Source organism: Vibrio sp. McD22-P3, assembly GCF_021568915.1.
GTDB lineage: Bacteria > Pseudomonadota > Gammaproteobacteria > Enterobacterales > Vibrionaceae > Vibrio > Vibrio mediterranei.
Genome location: NZ_JAKGTN010000004.1, coordinates 216,140 through 241,810 on the forward strand (window position 1 = coordinate 216,140; position 25,671 = coordinate 241,810).

Consider the following 25,671-nt stretch of genomic DNA (forward strand, 5'->3'; position numbering starts at 1 on the left):
TTGATACTTACTGAAAGTCCTCCTTCTCTTTATGAGAGTGTGAGGGCTTTTTTATGACTTCAATCAAGCAACGCTTATTGATAATTAATTTACTCGTGCTTTTGCTATCTTCGACTACTACAGGGAAAGCGTCTTTATTTAAGCTAAAAAGAGCTGTACCACCAGAGGCCTGCCAACGGAAGCGGTCGTCCATAGATGTCGTTACATCGATGATTGGATTACCTTTATCAACCTCTAATATTATCTCTATCTGCTGATGCCTGAGTTCACACTTAACTTGCTCTTTCAATAACGAAGAAGACCCATCAAAAGCTATGACCCAAAAAAAGACGGTGTTTAACACCGTCTTTTCTATACCAAATAAACGCATTTTAGTTTTGATGTACGTAGACTGTACTATTCAAAGAGTTCATTTGTGAAACATATGAACTGTCTGCTGCACTTTGGATAACATCAATATCACCGCCACTAGAGGCCACTAGATACGCTTCTGAGAGGTTATTATTACCTTTCTGGTTAATCATCAAGTCATTGTTTGAACTAGATGCACTCAGATCAACAATGGACACATTGTTTTTCTTATTCGTATTTTTACCTTGCATAACAGTAATCATGTTGTTGGAAGAGCTATCAGACAAACGAATTTCCGAGTCTTGGTTTTCCCCATTCTGAGTTACTGCTATTGTGTTCGATTTACTCGCACCTCTAGAGCGAACTCGCGACCAGTTATCGACACCAGTTTGTGCAACCGTTGCTGAAGAGTTATCTTCATCATGTCTGAAATTGACGACAGAGTCATTCGCATGGCCATCTTGAGTAACGTCGATATCTGCTCCGCCTGTGGTTCCACTGATTTTAACTTTGGAGTCATTGAAACTGTACCCACCAGATTGGTCGATCATCACATCATTATTGTTACCTGGACTATTCAATCTGATATCCACAACCGAACGGTTACCATCAAACACACCCAACTCGCCTTGCATCACTGTCACGCTAGTGCCTACATCGTTTGATTGCAAGACCACACTTTTGTTGTCCTTATCACCCTGGACATCCATGCTCTGATAAGCTGCATAATTGTTGAATGAGATTTCCTTCCCTGTACCAGGACCTGCTGCCATCACTGTAGAAGAAGCAACTGCAACACCTAAAGCTAATGCTAACATTTTCATAATAAAACCCTTATTTCCTTTTAAGTTTCCATGTCGACTATAACTTCTATAAAAAGAAGTCATTTACTAAACCAATGTAACGTTAATACCGCGCGCTAGTTAGATTGGTCTATGTAAATTCTCATTGCACTTGATGCATTAATTAATATGTTATCCCCGCCATTCTGGGAAACACCTAAATTAGCACCACCTGAACCAGCGACAAACGCAATATTGTTATCGTTCTCTTGATTAATACTGAGTTTGCTCGAAGGATGAAATATATTTGCTTGACCGATTACCGCTAAGTTATTGTCTCCTTTTTGGGCGACAAGAGCTTGCCCATTTCTTCCAAGTTGACCTATCGCCGCTGCATTGTTATCACCCTCTTGAATGATATAGGCGGTATTTGCTGCCCCTTTCTGACCAATTAGGGCAGTATTGCTACTACCGCTTTGTACTATTTTCGCCTTGTTACCTGCTGAGTTCCCCGGACTTTCCTGAACTACAACCGCAAGCGAATCAGTGGCGTTAGTGATGTGCACCTCTGAATAATTATCGATGTCATCTACAGTGTTGAGTAAATCATTGAAATCACTTTGGATATCCTCGTTTACTCCATGTAAGAAAACACCGTGAGACTCAACCCCTCCGTTGGGAGCAAAAACCAGAGCTGAACTCGCAGCACTAGTGCTAGCGACAAAGCACGCTACGCCTAATACCGATTGAAGTTTCGTTTTTATCGAAGCATTCATTGCGACTTTCCCTGAATTGCCAAATGTATCGATTTTCATCCTGCTTCTGAGTTAACTGAACGCAGACTTCGGATTTAACACTTCATGATTCTTAAAATGGTTGTGTTGCGCTTCAAACAATAATTGTAATTTCAAATAATGATTGAGTTTGCGCCTGATAAAAAATAAGAACCGATGACATTTAGAATTCTAATTACAACTAGTTTTAGTCACACTAAACTTAAATTGATTTGTAAGAAATAAACCTTGGATATTTGAAGTAATTATTAGGCAATCAAAAGAACCGAAGTATGAAAAAAAAGTCATAATAACTAGTGCTAAAGTTTATGCAGTGAAAAAAGGCTTTGGGTTACTATTTATCTAAGTTCAGTTGAACTCACTCTTCTCATTTTTTAAACGGATTTTTGAATGGGAGCCAACATGAAGTTATTGCTGCTTATGATTACCATGTGTTTGTTTGCCTCTTCTGTATTCGGGGCAGGAAACAGTAATGGCATTGAAAACGGGGCTCCCTTAGAAAACGGTAAAAAGATAGAAGGGCAAGGAGACAAACTTAAGGTTCCGTTTAACGACTTTAGCGAAGTTAGTGGTGTTATTGTCGATAGAACTATCACTCGTTTAGGGGAAGACTTTTACTTTTTCTTCTCTCAACAACTTAATGATAGATACCCTGACCTTAAAGAAAATCTCACTATCAAAGAAATCCCGACAGCGCTTTCCGGCAGTATTATTGAGGTATACCATTCTCGAAAAGCTATCTACAGAACAGCGTTGTCACCAGGTCGAAGACAGGCTAAAGACCGGGCAAACGATGCCTTACAAGTCGTGGGTAATTACATTATCCGATGGCAGGCTGAGCGTCTTTACATGGACACCTTTGATTTGGAACACGATGAATTTTAAGGCGGCAAGGATGGCAAATTTATCAACTAAACTCGCGTTAATTGGAATATTGGGGTCTCCATTAACACTGGCGAGCGAACTCGTCTACACCCCAGTTAATCCTACCTTTGGGGGGAACCCATTAAACAGTACGATCTTGATCAATCATGCGAACGCAATTAACGACTATCAAGACCCGAACGCGAGTTCGTTTGACTTTGAAGAAGAATCAGCACTAGATAGGCTTGCTTCAAGCTTAGAGTCCCGACTAATTAGCCAATTATTGGCAGATATTGGTAATGGCAATACTGGCCAATTGGAAACTGACGACTTCTTCCTTAATGTCGTTGATGATTCAGGCACTTTATTGGTTCAGATCGTCGACAAGGCAACTGGAGAATCCACTGAAATCAGTGTTTCTGGACTTAATCCCGACCTCTAATTTACAAGGAACGTATTATGAAAGGTCTAATTTACTTGAGCCTAGCATTAATGCTTGGTGGCTGCGCACATTCTTTGGATATACCTGATACCTCTGCAGAGCCAAAATTAATGCCACGAGGCGCTACTTACACCGACTTGATCGCGCTGCCTAAACCAGCAGGTAAAATCTTAGTTTCTGTCTATGATTTTCGCGACCAGACAGGCCAATATAAGCCTCAGCCTAATAGTAACTTCTCTACTGCAGTACCTCAGGGTGGTACGTCATTGCTGACAACATCACTACTAGACTCTCAATGGTTTGTTCCACTTGAGCGAGAAGGCCTTCAAAACCTACTAACTGAGCGTAAGATTATTCGAGCAGCTCAGAAAAAAGACAAAGTGATCTCAAATCATGGTTCGGATCTATCGTCACTTAACTCCGCTAATGTGGTGATTGAAGGGGGTATTGTCGCGTATGACTCCAATATACGAACTGGCGGCGCAGGTGCAAAATACTTAGGCATAGGTGCTTCTGGTCAATATCGAACTGACCAAGTAACCGTCAACCTTAGAGCAGTCGACGTGCGTAGTGGACAAGTCTTGCTAAGTATAACTACTTCAAAAACCATCTCTTCTCATGAAATTGGTTTGGGCGCATTCCGATTCATTGACTATAAAGAGCTACTCGAAATTGAGTTGGGTTACAGCAACAATGAGCCCGTCAATATCGCGATTATGTCGGCTATTGACGCCGCTGTTATACATCTAATTGTCAAAGGGATGGAAAGAGGAATGTGGTCATCTGGTGACCCAGATGCAATGTCTAACCCGATTATCGCCAAATACTCTCAAGCTAAAACGGAAATTTTATAGCTAACCGAGTAAGCAGCAAACAGGGCTATGCGGAAAATGGAACTTACCCGTAGCCCTGTTTTTTTATCGATTATTAACCGCAAATCCGACTGCAAACATCCAACAAGTGAGCCCTGACATAAAGAATGGAAGGTACGCTAAGGGGTGATAACAATAGTGGTATGCCGCAGCAATACAGATAACACCCAACATATTGAAGCCAATGACCATCATTCGGTTTGAACGGTTCCAACTAAGCAGCATGGGCGCTATCAATATAACTACACTTAACAAAGTGATATGCACGTCTTGTTGAACCACTAGGTTGTTAACTCCACAATAAGGCGTTCTAATTCTTCTAAGCTACTCAATTGGTGCAATATGACTTGCTGATTACCATTTACAATTATCGTCGGTGTCGCTCGAACCCTATACTCCTTTATTAAACTGTTAAAGTCATCGACTTCATCTTGTATTTGTTCACAGCGCTCCTCAAAAGGTTGAGAATTAACACCGCACATTTCTAAGACATCGGCAATATCACTACGAAACCTTGGAGTTTGATCCCTTCGAAAGTGAATTCTATGAATCAACTCTTCAATAAATGCTTGCTCTGTGCCCTGCCCTTTGGCAACCACAAAGGCTTCTTGAACGTCGCGACCGACAGGCCCCATACCTACAACAACTTCGTTAAAGGTTAAGTCATGTTTTTGAACAATATCCACCAATGGCCCGTGAACCATGGCGCAAGGACCACAATAAGGTGAATGGAATAACATAACCTGAGATTCAATAGTCTGAGGTCGAGGCAAGGTTACATAGTGCTTACCCTTTTCAAACTGACCAGCAAATACAGCGGTCGACAACAAGCTAAATGCCCAAAATAGGAGAGATTTTTTCATCACGTGCCACACTCAAAATATGGAAATGTGCACACGATAAAACAGCATCTATTTCTAGTGAAATCAGACACTGTTAGAAAATGGTTACAACGTGCGGTAAAAAGAGGCTCTGTTTCGGCTCAGCGGATAGTCACACTATTGAACGAATTCACTAGATGCTATGTTGTTCTTCACCCACAACAATGCTTGCAAACGGTTTTTGACCTTAATTTTCTTGAATGCATTATGAAGGTGGGCTTTCACTGTATTCTCACTAACAAATAGAGTATCGGCGATCTCTGTATTAGACGCTCCATCGCCAAGCAGCTTAATGATTTGCTGTTCTCGTTTCGTTAGCTTGGTATAATACGGGCTGGTTTTTGAGCATTGACGACGACGATAGAAATTCACGTACTCGTAGACCAACTTTCTGCTCATCCACAACTCCCCAGCTAAAATGCGCTCAAAGCCCGAAACCAACGTTTCAATAGTGTCCGAGGCATAAAAGACACCAACCAGGTTTTGCCATTTAAGCATTTCCGCGTGTTCTAGGTCACTGGGCGCATTTAATAAAATTTCTTTGATGCTGTTGTCCATACTCTCTATAATCTCGTGATAGTGAGTGGCAGTGCCATGACCAATGGCAGCGTAATCAATGATAATAAAGCGCACATCCCTCTCAACCACATCATCTCGTGAGCGGTAAAGCTTCTCAGCAGACATTAACCTAATGGTGATCGGAACCTTTTGCTCTATTGAATCTTTGAGCAAACCGGATTGCAGACTATTCTCTGCTAACAATAATGCGTGCACGTTGTTGCTATCCTTTTCAACAGACATAACCAACTCCCTGTAACTATGCTTAGTACGCCGTATTCTGTGAAGTATAACAGAGCATTTATTGAACGGATCTGGCGCTAAGCCCGAAGAATAAGTCTTATTTGTGGAATTACAGTAAGTTAGAGTTAGAGTCTCAGTAGTGAGAAAGTTTAGATATATGCCTGACTGAGTATCTTTAGCAAGCCTGTTACTCTGTGAAATCTTGAGATGCACCTACTTCAGTTACCATGCAGTCGCTACGAATTTCCCAGCGTACGTTGGATACGCTTTCTAAAAGCAGAGGAAATTGAGAAGTCGGTAATTCATATACTGAAATACCTCCATTCTGAGAAATAAATATAGATGAGCCCGACTGAGTTCTCAACGTGACACCTTCACTTTCAGCGTGCTGTGTAATGGTAACTTGGTTACTATTAAGGTTACGTTGACATTGGATGTCTGTGCTTACTAAAGTAGACAAACCATTAAAAGAATACAGACCCACAATTGTACAAAATACAATTGTGGGTCCTTTAGTTAACAAATCAACCATCAAAGTTACTGTTGATTGACGTAAATAGCACTATTAGTGGAATTGTTCATAACAATAGTTGAAACATCAACCCCTGTTTGGTTAACTCTAATTCCCTTTATTCCAGAGTTTATATGGTTGCCCGAATTATTTCCTGAAGAAGCATAAAGTGTGATCTCTGATTTGTTCCCAAGGTAAGAACCCGATTGAGTCACATTTATTATATTGCTATCACTTTCACCATAAAGGTTGATATCCGAATGGCTTGCTTTCCCACTTTGTTTAACATCAATATCATTTAGATTGCCATTAATACCCACATATGAATAATGACCATCATCGTCCTGATTTATATTTACGTTATTATCAACACTATTATCATATAATTTCACAAATGACTCATTATTGTCGCCATTTTGATCAACCTTAACTAGTTGTTTATTTGCTGAAGAACCACTACTACCTCCCGAAATGACTACTTCTGAGAAATTACCACTTCCTTTTTGATCTATATCGACCTTGTTGAAATCACTAGCCCCAGAAATAGCTACATCAGACCAGTTACCTTTTGCACGTTCACTATTATCCTGCTTTACGTCAACCAAGTTATTATCTGCGTCAACTGATAATTTGACTTCAGAATCATTATAATATCCACGTTGATCAACAGCGATATCAGCCCCACCACTAGTTCCACCAATCTTCACTAGAGAATCGTGGGCACTTGCAAAACCTCCATCCTGTTTTACATGTACTTTGTTTAGTCTTCCCCAATCTTGTAACCTCATATCTACGACCGAAACATTCATGTCGTAGCTACCAAGCTTACCTTGTTCGATAACCACTGAACTAGTAGTGTTATTTGATTGAAGTATAACCGATTGGTTATCTGCGCTCAATTTACTACCTAGCTTGTCGCTATAATTACTGAAATTCACGTCTTCAGCAACCACAGTACTAGAAGCTAGTGCAATACTCACCACTAATGCTAATTTATTCATAATAACAACCTTAATCCTTTATAATTCCTTGTCGACATATACTTCTTAAGAAGCACGTATTTATATCAACCCACCAACATACCACGCCGCTAATTAGTTTGATTGACGTAAATTCCCATTGAACCGGAAGCATTAATTATTAACTCACTTCCATTTCCTACTTGAGATATTCCAAGGTCTGCACCTGAACCGGCGACTACCGCTGCAATATTCCCATTACCAATTTGATTAACACTGACATTGCTAGATGCACTTCTGTATCGCTTTTGACCAATGTAGGCTTCGTTATCATCACCCTCTTGGATAACAACGGCGACACTTTCTGAACTTAAATCCCAGCCAACTTGACCTACAATAGCTGTATTATTATTGCCCTCTTGCGCTATGTAGGCTTCATTCCTGCCTCCTAGTTGTGCTGCCAATACACGATTCCCAGCCCCCGAAACACTGACTTTTGCTTTATTTTTCCCATCAGACCCATAGCTTTTTTGCAAGATGACTACTTGTGCCGATGTAGCATTCGCTATATTTATATCTGAATAATTATCAAGATCTGACTCAGTACTCAAATCTGAATTGTTGGCTTCTTCAAACCCATACTTCGACAGAGTAGCGTCAGTAACACCGGTTAAAAACTCTCCAGACTCAAATGGGACAGTATGTACAATTACTTTAGAGGTGTTCACTTCGCCAGCAATAACGACGCTTTCAGATAGAAAAAGAGAAACAACTATCCAACTAAATAAAGCGCTGCATTTAAACAAACCTGGAGTTTTAAATAGAACGGTAAGCCATTGTTCCATTTTCATGGGAATACCCTTTCCTAGCCTCAGCAATCTGACGTTGCATATAAACCTAAACCTTGAATCAAGCTTAAAGTTTATCCATCAGAACACCAATAAACTAACTAGGGTTATTAATTTGGTAGCAAGTAGATGAGAATAGTTAACAGGAAAGAGTAGGAATGACGCAGATTAGCTAATCGAAACATTTACGAAACTTAAACTATCGTATGATAAAAATAAATAACATCATAACAAACAGTATTTTAGAAAAATTATCACATTAGATCTCTATAATGGACCTCGGAATTGGTTTTGTGATCATGATCAAAAATAATATTAGAACATCATCCACAACAAGCAAGCTAAATATTCACTTTCATTTAACTCATATAGAAAACCCGCCAAAAAAGACGGGTTAGCCATTTAATATGAATAGCGAAGACTACGCAAGTTCATGGGGAGCTATGTTATCTTTGGCCCAAATGAGGGCTTGCAGACGATTGTTCACCTTTATTTTTTTAAAAGTATTATGCAAGTGTGCTTTTACTGTATTTTCACTCACAAAAAGAGTCTCTGCTATTTGCGTGTTAGAAGCCCCATTACCCAAAAGTTTAATAATTTCTTGTTCTCTTCTAGTCAATTTAGTGTAGTAAGGGTTTGTCGTATGGCAATGTTTTCCTCGGTAAAGTTTAATGTATTCGTAAACCAACTTTCGGCTCATCCACATCTCACCGTTTAGTATGCACTTAAAACCTGTAATAAGCCGCTCTAGGTTATCGGTCGCATAGAATACACCTACTAAACGTTGCCAACGTAACATCTCCGAATGACGGATACCTGGAGAGGTATTTATCAAAACTTCTTGAGCTTCTAGCGAGAAAACATCCCTAACTTCATGGTATTGTCTTACCGCCGCATGGTCCATCGTCGGGTAGTCAATAATAATTAGATCGACATTGTAATCTTTGGTGCTGCGCCTGAGTTGACCAATACGTTCAGGTGAAATTAGCCGAATTTCCATATTAAGTTGCTGTTCAATCGACTCTTTTAACAGACTCGATTGCAAATTATTCTCTGCCAACAGAACCGCACGTTGGTTTCCCTCTACCAAGGTAGCCATAGTTCACTCCATGTGATTATTTTTGTTTTGAAAAGTAGTTCCAAAGTTAATATTGAATTCGATGCATTCTCATCCGTCAATAGCCTAGAAGTGCAATGAAATCGATTGCATTTGACTAACTTTTATTCAAAACAACGGCTTGCATATGCAGTCTCATTTTTGAGAAAAATATCAGTTGCAACTAAGCATCGAGTGTTAAATTGAGATATGAGATATAGCTCTCAAATACTAAATCAAAAGTTCAGTGTGAAATATTGAGGGGGTTTAGCTAGCAGTGGTACTTTTATTTAAAAGCCCCTAGTTAAAATTGCACTTAACAGGGGCTTAGATAGGTGGTTTAGTGAATTGGTGTCTGGCTCTTTTGATTAAACTTGCCAAAGTACTTTTCTAGCACTTCTGGAGTCAATTTACCTTCAGCCTCAAGCTTCTTTAACTCTGCAGCAATTTCACGCTGCTCTTCAATTGAAGGAAGAGCTACCTCTGGCTCAGACTCTGCTTGAGAAGACATCAACTCTAATTCTTTCTCAAAATCACTCATAACAAATTACCTTACTTAATCACTTAAACTGGTTCTAGTTTACTTGTTTTGGCGTGCTCATGCCATATTCCAGCTACAATTAGCCTACTTATGAGCATGTTTACTTCCTTCAACAATGAACACATATTGCCAAATTATGAAACGTGAAGTGGTAACATCCTTGATTGTAATTACAAAACAATGACATAACTTAGGGAACTTTCGCGGTAGTTTTCCATCTACCTATTTATCTCAATCGCTCGCCATAAGGAAACATCATCATGCCAGCGCAGTCTTTCCAACAACTTCAACGCTATCTCGAATCTCAGGTTATTGGCCAGGACAACTTAGTGAAACAGTTGCTCGTAGCGTTGCTCGCTGATGGACATATACTGGTAGAAGGCCCTCCTGGTCTTGCAAAAACACGTGCGGTAAAGTCCTTAGCCGATTGCATTGAAGGTAGCTTCCATCGTGTTCAGTTTACACCGGACCTTCTACCATCAGATTTAACAGGTACTGATATCTATCGTCCTGAGACTGGTGAGTTTCAATTTAAGTCTGGTCCGATATTTCATTCCCTTATTTTGGCGGATGAAGTAAACCGCGCACCAGCTAAAGTACAAGCGGCGATGCTAGAAGCAATGGCGGAGAAGCAGATTAGTGTTGGTCAAACGACCTACCCTCTTCCCGATCTTTTCCTCGTCATGGCAACACAAAACCCCATAGAACAAGAAGGAACCTATCCATTACCAGAAGCTCAGTTAGACCGCTTTTTGCTTCACTTAGAGGTCAATTACCCAGATGCGGATAGTGAGCTAGCGATCTTGAGGCTCAATCGCGGTGAAGCTTTAGGAGAAAGTCACCACTTTGAGAATCGTATTTCCCAACAAGAAGTTTTCGAAGCGCGACGCCAAGTTTTATCCATTCATATGGCAGAGTCTATTGAAAAATATATCGTTCGATTGGTTATGGCAACACGAACTCCAGATGCTTATAGCAACGACCTAGTCAGCTGGATTGAGATGGGAGTGAGTCCACGTGCAACTATCGCATTAGATAGAGCAGCTCGAGCTCACGCTTGGCTATCTGGTCGCGACTTTGTAAGCCCAGAAGATATTCACGAAATCATTTACCCAGTTCTGCGACATCGACTGTTACTGACTTATCAAGCGCAGGCCGAAGGAATTGATGGCAATAGAATCATTGACGAGTTACTAAAAACCGTTGCATCGGCGTAGGTAAACTGGCTTATGTTCGGAAAATTTAACCTTGCTAAAGGTTTTCGAAAAGATACCAATAACAGTCACGTGCTCGAGACAGCTATCGTGCGCGGAGACTTGCCTATACAGTGTAATGGAGCCTCGATTTCTCTGCAGGAGCTCTGCTTCTATCAAACACACGGTAAACGTTGGCAGCCACCAGCTAAAAGCCTCTGGTCGCAACTTAACGGACAGCATGCCAGCCCTCGTAAGGGACGTGGAATGACGTTTTCTGAAGTTCGCCAGTATCAAGCTGGTGATGACGTTAGACAAATAGATTGGCGCGTTACCGCTCGCACTGGCAAGGTGCACACTAAACTTTTTACTGAAGAGCGAGAACGCCCTGTCGTTCTATTCTTAGACCTGACACCAAGCATGTATACGGGAACGCAACTGCTGTTAAAGTCAGTGCAGCTTTGTCACTTAGCCAGTTTGTTAAGTTGGATTGCTATTGGCAATAAAGATCGCGTCGGCGCGGTTATTCGAACCAATAGACGTTTGTTTGAGCTTCGTCCTTCGAGCTCAAAAGCCTCGCTATACCAATTACTGCAGCAACTCGTCGACGCTCATAATGAGGGTTTTCATAACGTAGTAACGGAATCGAAGAGTGTTCCTAGTTCTAACGATATGGAAAGTGACAAAGACCCTTATCAAGTACTAGCCAATCTCTGCAATAAAGGAAGTGAGGTCATTGTGATCAGTGATTTCTCGGCGACTTCTGATAGGGATATAAGCGCCATTTCGAAGCTATCTAAACACAACCGTGTACGAGCTATTCAGGTGTTTGACCCTATCGAGCTTGGTATCACCAAAGCTAAGGGTATACAAAACGTAATGGGTAAAAATGAACGGTTATCAATAGACTTTTCTAATGATCGTACAAGGAAAACCGTTGAATCCATATATACGCAGCAACAGCGCGAGCTAACTTCCAAGTTAAATCGATATGGTATTGCCTTATCTCAAGTATCAAGCGGAACACCGCTTTTACAACAGCTATTAATGTCCAATTTTAAGTAGTGAATTATGAGCCAGCTAAGTCAGCCTCAAACTTTACCTTTAAAGCCATTACACCTACCAACCGAGCCTAGCGTTTGGCCCGTGCCTTGGGGATACTGGGCTTTACTGGGTTTCATTGTGCTTTCCATCATTTTAACTGTTCTATTGATACGTAGAAAACGTAAGCAAGAGCGCGCAAAAAAAGCCGCTTTAAAAATGCTTACAAGCGATGTGTCCACATTGTCACCCGCTGAAGCCAATGAAATATTACGCCAAGCGGCGCTTAGCTACTTCCCTAGAAAAGAGGTGGCCAATTTGACTGGACAATCATGGTTGAGTTTTTTGGATTCACAACTTGCCTCGCCGAAGTTTATACCCAATGAATCTTCGTGGCACTCCGCACTATACACCAGCGCCAATCCTCCAAAAGATGAGGAGGCAAACTTAATCTCCGATTGTAAATACTGGGTACAGAATGCGCTGCCTCCAAAAAGAAAATATAGAAACTGGAATGCTGCATCATGAGTGAATTTACATTTGAATGGTGGTGGCTATTCGCTTTGCTACCCCTGCCATACCTCAGCTATAAGTTCTTTCAACCTAAACAACCAAGCGCATCTATAGTTTTACCTCACATTTCAGGCATGCCAGCTGCGAGCCGAAAGAAAATACTACTCGTCCGGACCATCGCAATAATGGCATGGGTAAGCCTAGTATGTGCTGCTGCTCGACCAATTTGGTATGGCGAGCCTATTGAGATTCAGCCAAAGCACCGTGACATGATGCTTGTCATCGACCTCTCCTATTCAATGAGCCAACAAGATATGGCATATCAAGATGGTTACATTGATAGACTCACTGCCGTCAAACATGTGGTGTCAGATTTTGTTGACCGTCGCAAGGGAGATCGAGTCGGATTAGTATATTTTGCTGACCACGCTTATTTGCAGACCCCACTGACCTTCGACAGAGAGACCGTTAAAACTCAGCTTAATCAAACCGTATTAAAACTGATTGGCACCCAGACTGCCATAGGAGACGGTATTGGACTTGCGACAAAAACCTTTGTCGATAGTAACGCTCCGCAACGAGTCATGATATTACTCAGTGATGGCAGCAATAACGCCGGTGTTCTTGACCCTGTTCAAGCAGCAGAAATCGCCAAAAAGTACGGCACCACGATTTACACCATAGGTGTCGGCGCAGGTGAGATGCAGGTTAAAGATTTCTTTATGACCCGCACGGTAAACACCGCAGAAGATTTAGACGAAAAGACATTGATAAAAATCGCTAACATAACTGGCGGACAATATTTCAGAGCTCGTAATGCCGATGAACTAGCGACCATTTACGATACCATCAATGCACTACAACCTGTTCAGCAAGCCACCCAATCCTGGAGACCTCAAACCGAGTGGTTTGCACTACCCGCGACGGTCAGCCTGTTGCTGATTATGCTTTTAGTGATACTAAGGAGAGAAAAAGATGAATTTTGAATTTCTCTATCCGCAAGCGTTTTGGCTACTTTTGCCCGTTGCTTTAGTTGTTGCGGTGAAGAACTACCGTCAATCTAGCTCATCACTTATCGTCTCTCACTTAGAAAAAGCGTTGAAGTTGTAATCTGATTCCAAAAAGTCAGCTCAGTTTTGGTTAACGTTACTTTGTCTTGTTCTGATAACCGCGATTGCAGGACCGAGCTTTGAAACCCAAACTCGGCCTGCATTTCAATCATCCAGTGCCAGAGTGTTAGTGTTAGACATGTCTCGTTCGGTCTATGCCAATGACGTCAAACCTAGCCGCCTCGCTCAAATAAAGTACAAGGCACAGGATCTACTTCCATTGATTACCGATGGGCAGACCGGATTAGTAGCCTACGCAGGCGATGCTTACACTTTAAGCCCCCTAACGACAGATTCCGCCACGCTGGGCAACCTAATCACAAACCTTTCGCCGGAGATTATGCCATTCCAAGGTGCGAGAGCAGACTTAGCCGTAAAGCAAGCTATCGATATGATGAAACAAGCAGGCTTGTCTAACGGTGAAATCATTCTGTTTTCTGATGATCTAGGCCAAAGTGAACTTAAAGCAATTGAAGCGATGCTCAGCGGTCATAGCTGGAAACTTTCAGTCTTAGCGTTCGGAACCACTGGAGGCGCACCTATTGCACTACCCGACGGTTCTCTGCTGACTGACAAGTCGGGAAACACCGTCGTTGCCAAAACTCACTTCACAAACTTAGAGCAAGCAGCAAAAGTGGGACGAGGGCACTATACAACGTATCGAAGTGACAATCAGGACATTTCGAGTCTGATCCAAACCTCAGATGTAACCGCAAACCTTAAGAAAGAAGGAGAGCAAAGCGTCGATACAAGGGTAAATAACGGCTACTGGCTACTTCCTCTTGTATTAGTACTCTTGCTGCCATTATTTAGAAAAGGCATAGTGTTTTGCTCTCCTTTACTCGCTATTCTTTTTGGTTTTAATAGTAACAGCGCAGAGGCGTCCATCATTGATAGCGCATTCAATAATCAGAACCAACTTGGTTACCACGCCTTTCAAGATAAAGATTACGAGTCCGCCAAGAACTTGTTCAGCAACAAGCAATGGTTAGCAGCGGCGCAATATGAAAATGGCGATTACCAACAAGCTATCGACAACTTACAGGGCGAGAGCGATATCAGCGCTTTATATAACCTTGGTAATGCCTATGCCCAGCATGGTGAATTGGAAAAAGCAGCTGATATGTATCAACAAGTGCTCAATCAACAGCCTAACCATGCTGATGCGAAGTTTAATCTTAATCTAGTTAAAGACGCAATGAAGCAACAGCAACAGCAACAGCAACAGCAACAGCAACAGCAACAAAATGGTGGCAACGGGGCAAAGACAAGTCAACAACAATCGCAATCTAACGCTAATTCAAGCAGTAAAGAGAACTCATCTGGTGAAACCGCAAAACCAGACTCAGAGCGCACAAAGAATAATTCGCAACCAGAGCATTCCGATAATAATAAAGAATCTCGGAATCAGCAGGCAAAGCAGCCTCAAGAGAAAGACAATACAACTAAAGCATCAACCGAAAAATCCGCTAGTGCGAGTTCCGGTGAGCAACAGTCACAAGCTTCTGAAGAGCAAAAGCAAGCTCAACTAGCTAAAGAGACAACACAACAAAACGTCGACCCCGATCTTAGAAAACTTGAACAAATTGAAAGCGTGCGCGACCCAAGTTATTTGCTGCGTGCACAAATGTTGTTGCAATCGAAGAATAAAGAAGTCCCTACCTCAACAGGGAAAGATTGGTAATTACAATGAAGAACATAAAATCTCTCACCTTAGTGCTACTCGCTATTATTAGTTCTGCTGTCAGCTTTTCATCATGGGCATTGAACGTAACAGCAAGCGTAAACAAGACCAAAGTCAGCAAAGATGAGGTCATTCAGTTAAAAATCGTCGCAGACCAAAAACTAGACGGAAATAAGGTGGACTTTAGTTCACTTTCAAAAGACTTCTATCTTGGTCGACCCAATTTTAGCTCTTCCGTCAATATCTTGAATGGCACGCGTACAGACAGCAGTATTTGGACGGTGGCGATCGCCCCACAAAGAATTGGCAAACTGACCATCCCTAGTTTTGATGTCAATGGTGTTGCCACCTCCCCTATTACATTGAACGTTACCATCGATGAGCAAACACCTACGACCAAAGACATGATTGAAGTTCGTACTCAATTAAGTAAGTCAGAACTTTATCCCAAGGAAAGTGCGTTACTAGATACAAGAATCATTGTTAAGGTCGATCCCCGTTTACTGCAAAACCCCAACTTAACCTCACCAGAAGCGCCAGGGTTAGATATTGAGGCAGTTGGCGAACCTAAACAGTATCAAGCTGTGCTTGATGGTATGGAGGTTATGATCATTGATCAGTCATACAGAGTCACCGCTATCGATAGTGGTAATTTCGCCATTAAAGCGCCAACACTCACTGGGGGGGTTCTTTATGGGAACAATAGAAGTGGAACTACGAAGATCCTCACTCTGGATACCAACTCACCTACGGTTGACTTAAAAGTTGACCCAGTACCGGAAGGCTATACCGATAGTTGGTTACCGACTTCGAAACTTTCTCTGTCTCAAACCTGGAAATTAGATAGTGGGAAAAACGTAGAGACGAAGTCAGTTTCAATTGCCAGCGGCGACTCCTTAACACGAACCATTACTCTAACGGCAACAGGGCTAACGTCAGCTCAGTTACCTAATATATCGGTCAGTAACCCCGATGCGTTTCGGGTCTATTCAGAAAAGCCATCGTTCAAAAGTAACGATGATGGCAGCGTCACTATGATCACTAAACAAGTTCTCATAGCTCAACATGGTGGCGACTTTACTCTTCCTGCTGTAAAGATTAATTGGTGGGATTCAGTGAATAAAAAGCCAGCCCAAACTGAACTGGAAGGGTTGAACGTTTCGGTAACAGCGAACGAAGTGATTAACGCCGTATCGCCAGTCTCAAGTCCAACATCAAGCTTGCCTGGTACAACAACAATTGTTAAAGACTCAGGTAGTTGGCCATATATCGCCGGATTATTCGCTGCACTCTGGGTTTTCTCTAGTGCAATGTGGTACCGCACTAGTAAAGCCAATCAGAACCAACTTAATGACAATTCACCAATGAGTTCAATAAACAATGCATCGATTAAAGAAAACTTAATTGCTGCGATTAAAAACCGAGATCCAATTGCAACACAAACAGCATATCGGTCATGGAAAAGAACAATCTCATTGTCAGAAGAAGATGATGCACTTTTGAGGAACGAAATAGCCAAGATGAACAGTGCGATAATTGGCAGCGACAAAGACGTCATATGGGATGATAAGACCGCATTGAAATTGATTGGGAAAGCGAAGGTTCAGCAACCCCAAGCAGGATCAGCACTCGCTCAACTGTAATGTGCAATACCTAATAGATCCAATAAAGCGCCTCTTTAATAGGGGCGCTTTCGTCGTTTTAGGTTATCAAGACATTATAAGTAGAAACGCGTACCGATAATGAATTGGTTGTCTTGCGCTTTGCGGTAATCTACATTCGCACCAGTCTCGCCTTGGTTGTCGAAGTTATAACCTGTATATGCTCGAACGCGTGGGTTAATTGTATATTCTGCCTGAACAGAAGTTCCAGATTTAACACGTACATTGTTTTCTGTATCTTGCATTTCTTCATGCTTTAGGATTAAGTTCAAACCCATGTCAAAACCGTATGCAAGAATCGAGTCTACAGCTTGAGTTTTCGCAATTAGTTTGCTGTCGAATGAGTTCATATTTTTGTTGTCAGCGAATGTAGCTGCAACATATAAACCCGCGCCGAAATTACCATACTTAGCTGAAACCAAGTTAGACTCAGCAAGCTTAGCTACATTGCGCTCAACAACATTGCCGCTGTTGAATGCATAGTTGACGTTGAAACCTGAGATCGTATACCCGAGAGCAACTTGACCACGGTTTTGCGAACTTAGCCAAGTTTGAGTTTTTGTTGAATAAACTTGGTCGCCAGCACCCGCTACCGTTTTGCCATCTTGCTTATAACCAATTGTTTCATCAACAGAGTTAGCACCTTGCCAGCCAGCACCGATTGTCAAAGCACCCGCTTCATCAAAGTCAATAGTATTGTAGTACGCCGCTAACTTATCAGCACGCGCAGTACCAAATAAGCCTTGATTGTCGTAAAGGAAATCATTAGACCAACCGATTGGCGTATCGACAACGCCGGCTGCCATGTAATAAGGAGACCATTGAGTACCTGCTGCAATACGGCCATATGTTTCATGCCCTATACCAATGTAACCCAGACGAGTCGTAAAGGTGTTTTTGCCACCTTCTAACATGTTCATTGCCCACTCTCCTTTGAAGTCTGCCTTAAAGCCATTACCAAGGTCATGGATCACTTCAAGATTAATACGAGGAGACTTTTCTTCAACGCGAGCGTCTTTTCCTGCATGAGCACCAGTTAGACCGATAGTCGCATGACCACCGATAGACATTTGTGTGCCTTCTTTGTTGTAGATTTCTAGCGCGTTAGCTTGAGTGCCAATCGTTGCTGCAGTCACTGCAAGAGCAAGTAGAGTTTTGTTCATTATGATTTCCATATATGACAGTTAGGTACTTTTATTCGCGTTACAGAACGTAAGTACTTGGGTGTTAATGCCGTATTGCTCATAGGTGCTGTGCGTAACACTGATGAACAATTCGTTAAAAACTTGAAACTTGTAATATGGAGATACTTTAAAGAGAGAGTTCCCAGAAGTGATGTGAAATGAAATGAAGTTTTAGAGTATAAAGTAACTGCTATTTTTATTATTTAAAAACAAATAGTTATAACTAAATTGATTAGTAATTTAGACAACTTACTAGAATTTGTAAGATATTTTTACCACAAACACATTTATGCACTAAATAACACACAGCACTTACATTCACTGCGGCATTTGTCTAACAAAAAAACCCGCTCATAGAGCGGGTTTTTAGAATTAGGTAGTTAGCTTTCCATTATAGGAAGAAACGAACACCAGCCATCCACATGTTGTCGCGGTCTTCTTTGAATGCGCCAGTACCTTGTAGGTCGAATTCATAACCTGCATATGCACGCATGCGAGTAGTTACGTCGTACTCAGCTTGGATTGCTGAAGTTGCGTAGATAGTTTCGCCATTGTAACCAGTACCTAGCGTATCACCGTCGTTCTTAACTGCTTCGTAGTTCACAGATAGGTTTAGGCTGTTTGATAGACCGTAAGCTAGGATTGCTTCATAAGCCTTAGTATCTTTAAGCTGTTGACCATCGTAACTGTTCATGTAATCGTTCATTGCATAAACACCTGCTACGTATAGACCTTTACCGTAAGTACCATATTTAGCAGAAACTAGGTGAGATTGCGCTTTATCATCTAGAGCAGGAGTAGCAACACCAGCTGAAGTGATATCACCACCAGTGTACGCATAGTTGATACCAAAGCCAGCTACATCGTAACCAAGTTGAACTTGTCCACGTTGACCTAGGTCGTATTTACCTGCAACAACACCGCTAGGAATATCTGTGTTATCGATGTCGTTAGCACCTTGCCAACCTAGACCGAAGTTAAATGCACCAGCGTTACCAAAATCAAATGCGTTTGTGTAAGCAAGCATAGCGTCTGCACGACCAGTACCTAGGGCACCGTGGTTGTCGTATAGGAAGTCATTCGCAAAAGCGATTGGAAGGTCAGCTACGCCGCCAGCTGTGTAGTATGGAGCCCACTGAGTACCAACCGCTACGCGACCTAGTTCAGCGTGGCTAACACCAATGTAGCCTAGACGAGTAGTGAAAGAGTTATCACCGCCGTCAAGCATGTTTAGAGCCCACTCACCTTTAGCATCAGCAGTAAAGCCGTTACCTAGATCTTGAGTAGCTTCAAAGTTAATACGTGGAGATACAGAGTTTACACCAGCATCGCCTTTCTCAGAATCTTGAACGCCAACAGAAACGTGACCACCTACAGAGAAAGTAGAACCGTCTTGGTTGTATAGCTCAACTGCTTGAGCAGTAGTACCGAAAGCTGCAGCAGAAACTGCTAATGCAATAATTTTTTTGTTCATTGGGATTTCCATATTTCAAGTTTTATGTGTCATTTCAACGAATGACATAACGCACATAAAGCTGTTACGTACACAGACATAACACCCATGCATGTAACCCGACTTGATGTAACGCTGGATTAACATGACGGAAATCACTCTAACCCTAAAGTTCCCAAAGGCTTCATAAAAAGACGTAAAAGATTAAAAACAGTGTTTTCTATTTTATATAATCATTAAAATACAACAAGTTAAGATAATCAGAAAAAACGTAAAACGATCTAAAACAGCCATTTAGATGAGGATGATTTATGTTTTTTGTTGTTTTAGAGTGATTAAATTCACATTTTTAAACACTTTCCGGTTATTTATCAGACAGAGAAGCACGTGAAATTCAACAAGTTACGTTTTATTATTTCAGTTTAATTCGTAGATTTAAGTCTTCAAAACACATCATTTTTGTCAACAATCTCCCATTTTTTGAGTAACACCCGCCGAGTGACTTTGTTGTGAGTTATAAAACTGCCAATGAAGCACGTCATTTATGAGCGATAGATCACAAAAGAGTAATTAGAAGGGAACTATTTGGAATTTAGAAAGGAAAGCTAGAAAAGGCGTTCTATCCTTCCATTAGGCCACTTATGTCATAAGGCATTAAATGGTCTAGCAGTGGAAACATTGCAGTGGTTAATAATAATCAAAGGATAGAATTATGAAAATGGCAGCCATCGCTACGGCGATTACAACAGCACTCGTCTCTGGTTCAGCACTTGCTGCAGAGGTTTACAACTCAGATGGTACTTCATTAAATATTGGTGGACGTGCGGAATTCCGTGGTGATTTTATTGGTAAATCATCGGGTGCTGAGTTGGACGGTTCAATGGATAACAACTCCCGTTTCCGTTTGAACGTAGGCGGAAACACACAGATAACCAATGACCTTTCTGGTTTCGCATTTTACGAAGCGGAACAGGGCGTGAATTCGGATGGCTCTGGTGCAGGAAATAGTCAAACAGACAATTTCAAACAACGTTACATGTATGCAGGCCTTCAAACTAACTTTGGTGCAATCTCTTTTGGTCGCCAAGATACAGCTTTAGTACAGCTATCTCAAATGTCTGATATTGCAACATACACTGGTGCTCAAAAAGAGTTTATTGATGCCGGTAACGAGCAAGCTAACAACAACATCCTTTATACTGGGATGTTCGCTGATGATGCTTTGTCTTTGAAAGCAAATGCTATTCTGAGTGATGAAAAAGATCAAAATAGCTACGGTATATCTGGTATCTACACGTTACCTATGGGTCTTGGTATTGGTTTAGGTTATGCAGGGGGAGATGAATGGATAACTAGTGCTACCGATACTGCGGAGACAAGTCAGTTTATGGGTGGTCTAAGTTACGCTGTTGGTCAACTATATGTAGCTGGTACATATACCCAAGGTAAGGTCAAGGAATCTTCTGGTGATGTAGATTTCACCGGTTACGAGTTCGCTGGACAATATAAGTTTGATAACGGTTTCGTCGCACAAGCGGTTTACGCTAAACAAGACGTCGATGATAACGTATCTAAATACGATAAAAACAACTATGTTGAGTTAACAGGTAAATATTACTTCAATAACTCAATTCATAGTTACTTGAGTTATAAATTCAACATGCTGGAAAAAGACAAATACTACATTAACGGTAATCTTCAAAATAGAGACGCGGATGACTCGCTCCGCCTAGGCCTTCGTTACGATTTCTAAAAAAAAGCTCATATACTACAAAAGGGTGCGTAGGCGCCCTTTTTTATTCCATAGAAATCTCTTCCAACAGACTCTTTAGAAAAATACTCATAAAATCAGACCGTAACACAACTCACATTTTTCTGTCATACCCGTCCAATAACTTACTCGCATCCCAAGAAGACGACGTCCTCACCGAAAGAAGGACGCATTTTATTGATACTTAAAAGGTAAGAAAAATGAGAAAGGCAATTCTAGCGAGTGCTGTTTTAGCAGCGATGGTTTCAGGTTCAGTTTTGGCCGCAGAAGTATATAGCAAGGATGGAACAACCTTAAATATTGGTGGTCGTGCTGAGTTCCGTGGTGATTTTATTGGCGACAAAGGGGAGGAGATCGAAGGTTCAATGGCGAACAAGTCTCGCTTTCGTCTAAATGTTGGTGGTGAGACTCAAATTGCTGATGGCCTTACTGGATTTGGGTTCTACGAAGCTGAACAAAGTGTTCATTCATCTGGCGATAACACTGCAACTAATACTCTAAAACAGCGTTACATGTTTGCTGGTATTGGAACACAGTTTGGTGATATCTCATTTGGTAGGCAAGATACAGCCGGTGTACAAATCTCACAAATGTCAGATGACGGACAAATTTGGACTGGCGGCCAGAAAACGTTCATTAATGCGGGTAATGAACAAATCAACAACACCATCGCCTACTCTAACGTATTCTCAGATGTTCTTTCTATCAAAGCGAGTGCTATTGCAGCTGAAGAGAAAAACGAAAACGGCTACGGTCTTTCTGGTATTTATGCCACTCCATTTGGTTTGGATATTGGCCTAGGCTACGCGATGAACGATGTTTCTGAGGATGAGTTCCGTGGCAATAACGACAACGGTTCAGCCAATCAGTTTATCGGCGGCCTGAGTTACTCTGTCGCAAGCCTGACTCTTGGCGGTACTTATACCCAGGGCACTTACGATTTCGATAACGCTGCTGATGTCGACTACAATGGTGTCGAGTTATCTGGTACTTATAAGTTTGATAATGGTTTCCGTATTATGGCAGCTTATGCAAAAGCTCAATATGAAGGAAAAGGCGCTGGTGAAAGCAAATACGACAAAGATGACTTTTTTGAACTAACAGGGCAGTACCACTTCAATAAGTCATTACGCACTTATTTGTCTTACAAGATCGACAATCGTAGCAAAGGTGACTATTCAGACATCGCAAACAATAAAATCGCCTATGATGTTGAAAACACACTACGTCTAGGTCTACGTTACGACTTCTAGATTATACGTAGCATATAGATTAATATGGCTAGGTCATTTTGGCCTAGTCTTCCCTACTTTCGTGCAGCTGCACCAAATCCTGTTTTAGTATTCACACCGTTCTTCCACCGATAAATAGAATATCCAAATAAAACAAATGGTTATAATTTCAAAGAAGTTGGCACAACTACTGCTTTAGTAGTAGAGACAAATGTTAGCAGCATTTGCACTTGTCAGTCTCAGCATGGCGGAGTTGTTTTTCTAAGAGGGAGAAGGTAATTCTTAGCTATGCTATCTAGGCAGAAGAGACTGAACAAGTGGTCACTATTTTTGCCTCCCTAATAGAGGGAGGCTTTTTTTTTACTTTATCGGATTAAGCGAACAACAAGCGCCCCCGCCTCTCTCAAACTATCAACGTTGTAGCTAATGACGGTACCATCATTAGGTGCGTAGTAACTGTCTGTCATACGACCAAAACTATCATATTGCACTGCCAGAAGTTGTCCCTTCTCCACTCTTTCCAAAAGGGTCACTTGTGGTAAAACAAACCCACCTTTATTAGCACGAACGCTGATGATTTCTTTCCCTTCGATGTCACACGGAGTAACGTTTGGTGATTCCCCTTCAATCACTCCTTGGTTAACAAGTATTTGCTTGATGCCGCACACCGCTCTCTCGATAAGTTCAGGTTGAGTCACTTTACCCATTCCAACCTCTACCGTTATGCAAGGGACACCCGAATTATTCCAGACGGTTTCCAACACACCGTGATCACCTGGGTCGTTGAGAATAACATCTGGCTCCATGAGTCGAGCCATCTCCAATGCTTGCTCTAACCTAAAATCTGCAAACACATACAGTGGATACGTAGCACCACGCGTTTGCGTATGCAAATCGATAGCGATTTCACCATTTGGTTTTAATAACTGTGTCCAAATTGTATCAAGATAGCGATTGGCTGTATCACCATTCGGATTACCGGGGAAAAATCGATTAAGATTGGCTGGAGATGAATCAGGGTCAGATGAGTGAAAATCTCGACTGTGGTTTAAAATGCCTGATACATTGATCGATGGGGCGATCGTTACCGAGCCAGCGCTTAATACTTCTGGCAGACGTCTAATCAGTTCATGGGCAGTCAAAACACCGTTTAACTCATCACCATGCACACCAGCAGTGATAAAAACTTTGGGCCCAGGTTTCTCTGCTTTAGCGACAACCACAGGTAGTCGAACCTCAATCCCCATAGCATTGGTTGAGGCTTTAAACCAAAAGTGATGAATCCCGGCTGATAAGGTTTCAACATCTAATGAGCTGATGGTAGGAAAATTTTCTGACTCAATCACGTGTTTCGTTTCTCTTTCTGATAATAAAAAGCGGGCTAATGCCCGCTTAATCACTACACTAAATCAATGCTTAAGCCTAAGCAAACCCCATTAAGTGTGCTCCAACGACCACAAAGCTTGCTAAAACAAATAGCAGCAAAATAAAGCGCCAGCAGAACCTTGCCCAATCACCCCAATCAATACGGCAGACCCCTAAGGTTGCCATCAAAGATGCAGAGGTAGGAACAATAACATTGGTAAAACCATCACCCAATTGGAAAGCAAGTACGGCAACTTGACGAGTGACACCTGCAATATCAGCCAGCGGCGCTAACAGTGGCATAGTCAACGCTGCCTGACCCGAACCAGAGGTCACAAAGAAGTTAAAGATGGATTGGAACACATACATTAACCAAGCAGCAGCCACATCAGGCAGGCCGCTAATCATTCCACCAGCGCCATTAAGGATCGAATTCAATACACTAGATTCGTCCGTGGTACCGCCGCCAAGAATTAGTAGAACGCCCTTGGCACAGCCTACTAGCAAAGCAGGCGCTAACATAATACCAGCACCTTCTTTAAAAGCGTCCGCCATATCGTTAAGAGTCATACCATTCAAGCGGAATACCACACCAATCAGTCCCGCAACAAAACCCATGGTGAAGAACTGAGAAGCAATTTCTGGGATATACCATGCATGTGCTACCACCCCCCAGACAACCCAGATGGTCGTTGCTACAACAGTGGTCAGAACGAGAGTATCACCAAGATTCCAGCGTGATTCTTGCACTGTGTCTGTCTGTTTTCTAAAGAAGATGTCGGTACGGTGACTATATGATAATTCTGGGTTTGCTTTGATTCGAGATGCGTACACCATAGTGAACACAATACCTATGATGGTAAATGCAACCCACATAGCAATTCTCATCGACATACCAGAGAGAACTGGGATTCCAGCGATACCTTGAGCAACAGCCACTGAAAACGGGTTCATCCATGAGGTAGCAAAACCAATCTGCGTAGCTACGTACGTCACCATTACAGTAGTAATACCATCATAGCCAAGACGTACCATAAGCGGAGCAATAATAATGGCAAAGGCAACGGCTTCTTCTCCCATTCCGAATACCGCGCCACCTAAAGAGAACAAAGCAAAAAGAACAGGGATAAAGAGTGCTTCACTTCCTTTGGTTTTATCAATCAAACGTAGAATACCGTTATCGATCGTACCAGTACGCATCACAATACCAAATGCGCCACCAATCACGAGCATAAACATGATTACACCGATCGCAGAACCCCACTTAGAACCAGAAACTAGTCCTTCAAAAGCAAAGTTCATTAAACCAATGCCGCCACCCGATGCGAATAACCCGACTGACTGATAGACCAAATCACCATTTTCATCAGTCGCATATTGGAATGAGTGAGGGTCGATGACAGTACGTGACTTCTCAGCACCATCTACCAAATAAGTAACTTGCTGACTGTCAAAGTGTCCTGCAGGGATAAAGTAAGTCAAAATTGTCGCAAGAATACCGACAATGAAAATTAAGATAAGAGTATCTGGCATCTGCCATGTTTTTGTGCCATCAGCAACATGCGCATGCTCTTTAGTATGAGTGTTCATAATTATGTATTAGCCAAGCATAAAATTTGGCATAAATATCTATTAATCGGCATAAAAAATCAATATAGCATCGAATAACATTTGAACATTTGAACAGATAATTGATCTGTAGCAGAAATAAATCAGCCGTTAA

At 41.7% G+C, this 25,671-nt stretch carries 26 protein-coding genes; 12 read left to right on the forward strand and 14 right to left on the reverse strand.

The features are described from left to right. Nucleotides 1-7 precede the first annotated feature (7 nt). From L2W36_RS06630 to L2W36_RS06640, 3 genes are all read right to left on the reverse strand, one after another. Nucleotides 8-343, reverse strand: coding sequence for a hypothetical protein (locus L2W36_RS06630; RefSeq protein WP_236109624.1), 336 nt, complete (start codon nucleotides 341-343; stop codon nucleotides 8-10). Between the two features lie 28 nt (nucleotides 344-371). After that, nucleotides 372-1,175 carry a hypothetical protein gene (locus L2W36_RS06635; RefSeq protein WP_236109625.1) on the reverse strand — a complete coding sequence of 268 codons (804 nt, stop codon included), beginning with the start codon at nucleotides 1,173-1,175 and terminating at the stop codon, nucleotides 372-374. A gap of 95 nt (nucleotides 1,176-1,270) precedes the next feature. Beyond that, a complete protein-coding gene (locus tag L2W36_RS06640; RefSeq protein WP_236109626.1) occupies nucleotides 1,271-1,909 on the reverse strand; it encodes a curlin subunit CsgB in 639 nt (212 codons plus the stop codon). A gap of 420 nt (nucleotides 1,910-2,329) precedes the next feature. Between L2W36_RS06640 and L2W36_RS06645 the strand changes: the two genes are divergently transcribed. From L2W36_RS06645 to L2W36_RS06655, 3 genes are read left to right on the forward strand one after another with little or no spacing between them, the layout of a single operon-like run. Further along, nucleotides 2,330-2,812 carry a curli production assembly/transport protein CsgE gene (locus L2W36_RS06645; protein ID WP_110165257.1) on the forward strand — a complete coding sequence of 161 codons (483 nt, stop codon included), beginning with the start codon at nucleotides 2,330-2,332 and terminating at the stop codon, nucleotides 2,810-2,812. 10 nt (nucleotides 2,813-2,822) lie between these two features. After that, nucleotides 2,823-3,233, forward strand: a complete 411-nt coding sequence (locus L2W36_RS06650; protein ID WP_031494927.1) for a curli assembly protein CsgF — start codon at nucleotides 2,823-2,825, stop codon at nucleotides 3,231-3,233. 17 nt (nucleotides 3,234-3,250) lie between these two features. Beyond that, nucleotides 3,251-4,087 (forward strand): CsgG/HfaB family protein, encoded by an 837-nt coding sequence (locus L2W36_RS06655; RefSeq protein WP_006069040.1) that lies wholly within the window; start codon nucleotides 3,251-3,253, stop codon nucleotides 4,085-4,087. A gap of 63 nt (nucleotides 4,088-4,150) precedes the next feature. On the opposite strand, the gene L2W36_RS06660 is transcribed toward L2W36_RS06655, so the two are convergent. From L2W36_RS06660 to L2W36_RS06690, 7 genes are all read right to left on the reverse strand, one after another. After that, nucleotides 4,151-4,330, reverse strand: coding sequence for a hypothetical protein (locus tag L2W36_RS06660; RefSeq protein ID WP_143081563.1), 180 nt, complete (start codon nucleotides 4,328-4,330; stop codon nucleotides 4,151-4,153). A gap of 56 nt (nucleotides 4,331-4,386) precedes the next feature. Continuing rightward, on the reverse strand, nucleotides 4,387-4,968 hold the full coding sequence (locus tag L2W36_RS06665) for a DsbA family protein (protein WP_236109627.1): 582 nt from the start codon (nucleotides 4,966-4,968) through the stop codon (nucleotides 4,387-4,389). Between the two features lie 135 nt (nucleotides 4,969-5,103). Then, complete coding sequence (locus tag L2W36_RS06670) at nucleotides 5,104-5,787, reverse strand: LuxR C-terminal-related transcriptional regulator (RefSeq protein ID WP_063603302.1); 684 nt, start codon at nucleotides 5,785-5,787, stop codon at nucleotides 5,104-5,106. 537 nt (nucleotides 5,788-6,324) lie between these two features. After that, nucleotides 6,325-7,299 carry a hypothetical protein gene (locus L2W36_RS06675; protein WP_236109628.1) on the reverse strand — a complete coding sequence of 325 codons (975 nt, stop codon included), beginning with the start codon at nucleotides 7,297-7,299 and terminating at the stop codon, nucleotides 6,325-6,327. 89 nt (nucleotides 7,300-7,388) lie between these two features. Next, nucleotides 7,389-8,108, reverse strand: a complete 720-nt coding sequence (locus tag L2W36_RS06680) for a curlin subunit CsgB (protein WP_198558747.1) — start codon at nucleotides 8,106-8,108, stop codon at nucleotides 7,389-7,391. Nucleotides 8,109-8,526: 418 nt separating this feature from the next. Then, nucleotides 8,527-9,204, reverse strand: coding sequence for a LuxR C-terminal-related transcriptional regulator (locus L2W36_RS06685; protein ID WP_006069047.1), 678 nt, complete (start codon nucleotides 9,202-9,204; stop codon nucleotides 8,527-8,529). A gap of 337 nt (nucleotides 9,205-9,541) precedes the next feature. Next, nucleotides 9,542-9,742, reverse strand: a complete 201-nt coding sequence (locus tag L2W36_RS06690) for a hypothetical protein (RefSeq protein WP_006069048.1) — start codon at nucleotides 9,740-9,742, stop codon at nucleotides 9,542-9,544. A 260-nt stretch (nucleotides 9,743-10,002) separates the two neighbouring features. Here L2W36_RS06690 and L2W36_RS06695 point away from each other — a divergent pair, with 260 nt between their 5' ends. From L2W36_RS06695 to L2W36_RS06720, 7 genes are all read left to right on the forward strand, one after another. Then, complete coding sequence (locus L2W36_RS06695; protein WP_236109629.1) at nucleotides 10,003-10,959, forward strand: AAA family ATPase; 957 nt, start codon at nucleotides 10,003-10,005, stop codon at nucleotides 10,957-10,959. A gap of 12 nt (nucleotides 10,960-10,971) precedes the next feature. Further along, nucleotides 10,972-12,000 (forward strand): DUF58 domain-containing protein, encoded by a 1,029-nt coding sequence (locus tag L2W36_RS06700; RefSeq protein ID WP_236109630.1) that lies wholly within the window; start codon nucleotides 10,972-10,974, stop codon nucleotides 11,998-12,000. Nucleotides 12,001-12,006: 6 nt separating this feature from the next. Further along, on the forward strand, nucleotides 12,007-12,504 hold the full coding sequence (locus L2W36_RS06705) for a DUF4381 domain-containing protein (protein WP_236109631.1): 498 nt from the start codon (nucleotides 12,007-12,009) through the stop codon (nucleotides 12,502-12,504). Beyond that, nucleotides 12,501-13,475 carry a vWA domain-containing protein gene (locus L2W36_RS06710; protein WP_063603296.1) on the forward strand — a complete coding sequence of 325 codons (975 nt, stop codon included), beginning with the start codon at nucleotides 12,501-12,503 and terminating at the stop codon, nucleotides 13,473-13,475. The genes L2W36_RS06705 and L2W36_RS06710 overlap by 4 nt, the downstream gene beginning before the upstream one ends. Then, nucleotides 13,465-13,599 (forward strand): hypothetical protein, encoded by a 135-nt coding sequence (locus tag L2W36_RS27290; protein WP_268980651.1) that lies wholly within the window; start codon nucleotides 13,465-13,467, stop codon nucleotides 13,597-13,599. Before L2W36_RS06710 ends, L2W36_RS27290 begins: the two co-directional genes overlap by 11 nt. Nucleotides 13,600-13,728: 129 nt before the next feature. Next, the gene (locus L2W36_RS06715; protein WP_329605664.1) at nucleotides 13,729-15,282 is read left to right on the forward strand and encodes a vWA domain-containing protein; all 1,554 of its coding nucleotides are present in this window, start codon (nucleotides 13,729-13,731) and stop codon (nucleotides 15,280-15,282) included. 5 nt (nucleotides 15,283-15,287) lie between these two features. Further along, complete coding sequence (locus L2W36_RS06720) at nucleotides 15,288-16,925, forward strand: BatD family protein (protein WP_236109633.1); 1,638 nt, start codon at nucleotides 15,288-15,290, stop codon at nucleotides 16,923-16,925. A 74-nt stretch (nucleotides 16,926-16,999) separates the two neighbouring features. Here L2W36_RS06720 and L2W36_RS06725 read toward each other — a convergent pair whose 3' ends face one another. Further along, nucleotides 17,000-18,106 carry a porin gene (locus tag L2W36_RS06725; RefSeq protein WP_063603293.1) on the reverse strand — a complete coding sequence of 369 codons (1,107 nt, stop codon included), beginning with the start codon at nucleotides 18,104-18,106 and terminating at the stop codon, nucleotides 17,000-17,002. Nucleotides 18,107-18,518: 412 nt separating this feature from the next. Next, nucleotides 18,519-19,601: a porin gene (locus tag L2W36_RS06730; protein ID WP_236109634.1), complete on the reverse strand. Its 1,083-nt coding sequence runs from the start codon at nucleotides 19,599-19,601 to the stop codon at nucleotides 18,519-18,521. A 691-nt stretch (nucleotides 19,602-20,292) separates the two neighbouring features. Between L2W36_RS06730 and L2W36_RS06735 the strand changes: the two genes are divergently transcribed. Both L2W36_RS06735 and L2W36_RS06740 read left to right on the forward strand, forming a co-directional pair. Next, nucleotides 20,293-21,333, forward strand: coding sequence for a porin (locus tag L2W36_RS06735; RefSeq protein WP_236109635.1), 1,041 nt, complete (start codon nucleotides 20,293-20,295; stop codon nucleotides 21,331-21,333). Between the two features lie 218 nt (nucleotides 21,334-21,551). After that, nucleotides 21,552-22,604, forward strand: a complete 1,053-nt coding sequence (locus L2W36_RS06740; RefSeq protein WP_236109636.1) for a porin — start codon at nucleotides 21,552-21,554, stop codon at nucleotides 22,602-22,604. A gap of 344 nt (nucleotides 22,605-22,948) precedes the next feature. On the opposite strand, the gene L2W36_RS06745 is transcribed toward L2W36_RS06740, so the two are convergent. Together L2W36_RS06745 and yfcC are read right to left on the reverse strand one after the other, a co-directional pair. Beyond that, nucleotides 22,949-23,929, reverse strand: a complete 981-nt coding sequence (locus L2W36_RS06745; protein ID WP_096443883.1) for a succinylglutamate desuccinylase/aspartoacylase family protein — start codon at nucleotides 23,927-23,929, stop codon at nucleotides 22,949-22,951. Between the two features lie 76 nt (nucleotides 23,930-24,005). Next, nucleotides 24,006-25,481, reverse strand: a complete 1,476-nt coding sequence (yfcC, locus tag L2W36_RS06750; protein ID WP_207105483.1) for a putative basic amino acid antiporter YfcC — start codon at nucleotides 25,479-25,481, stop codon at nucleotides 24,006-24,008. Nucleotides 25,482-25,671: the final 190 nt, after the last annotated feature.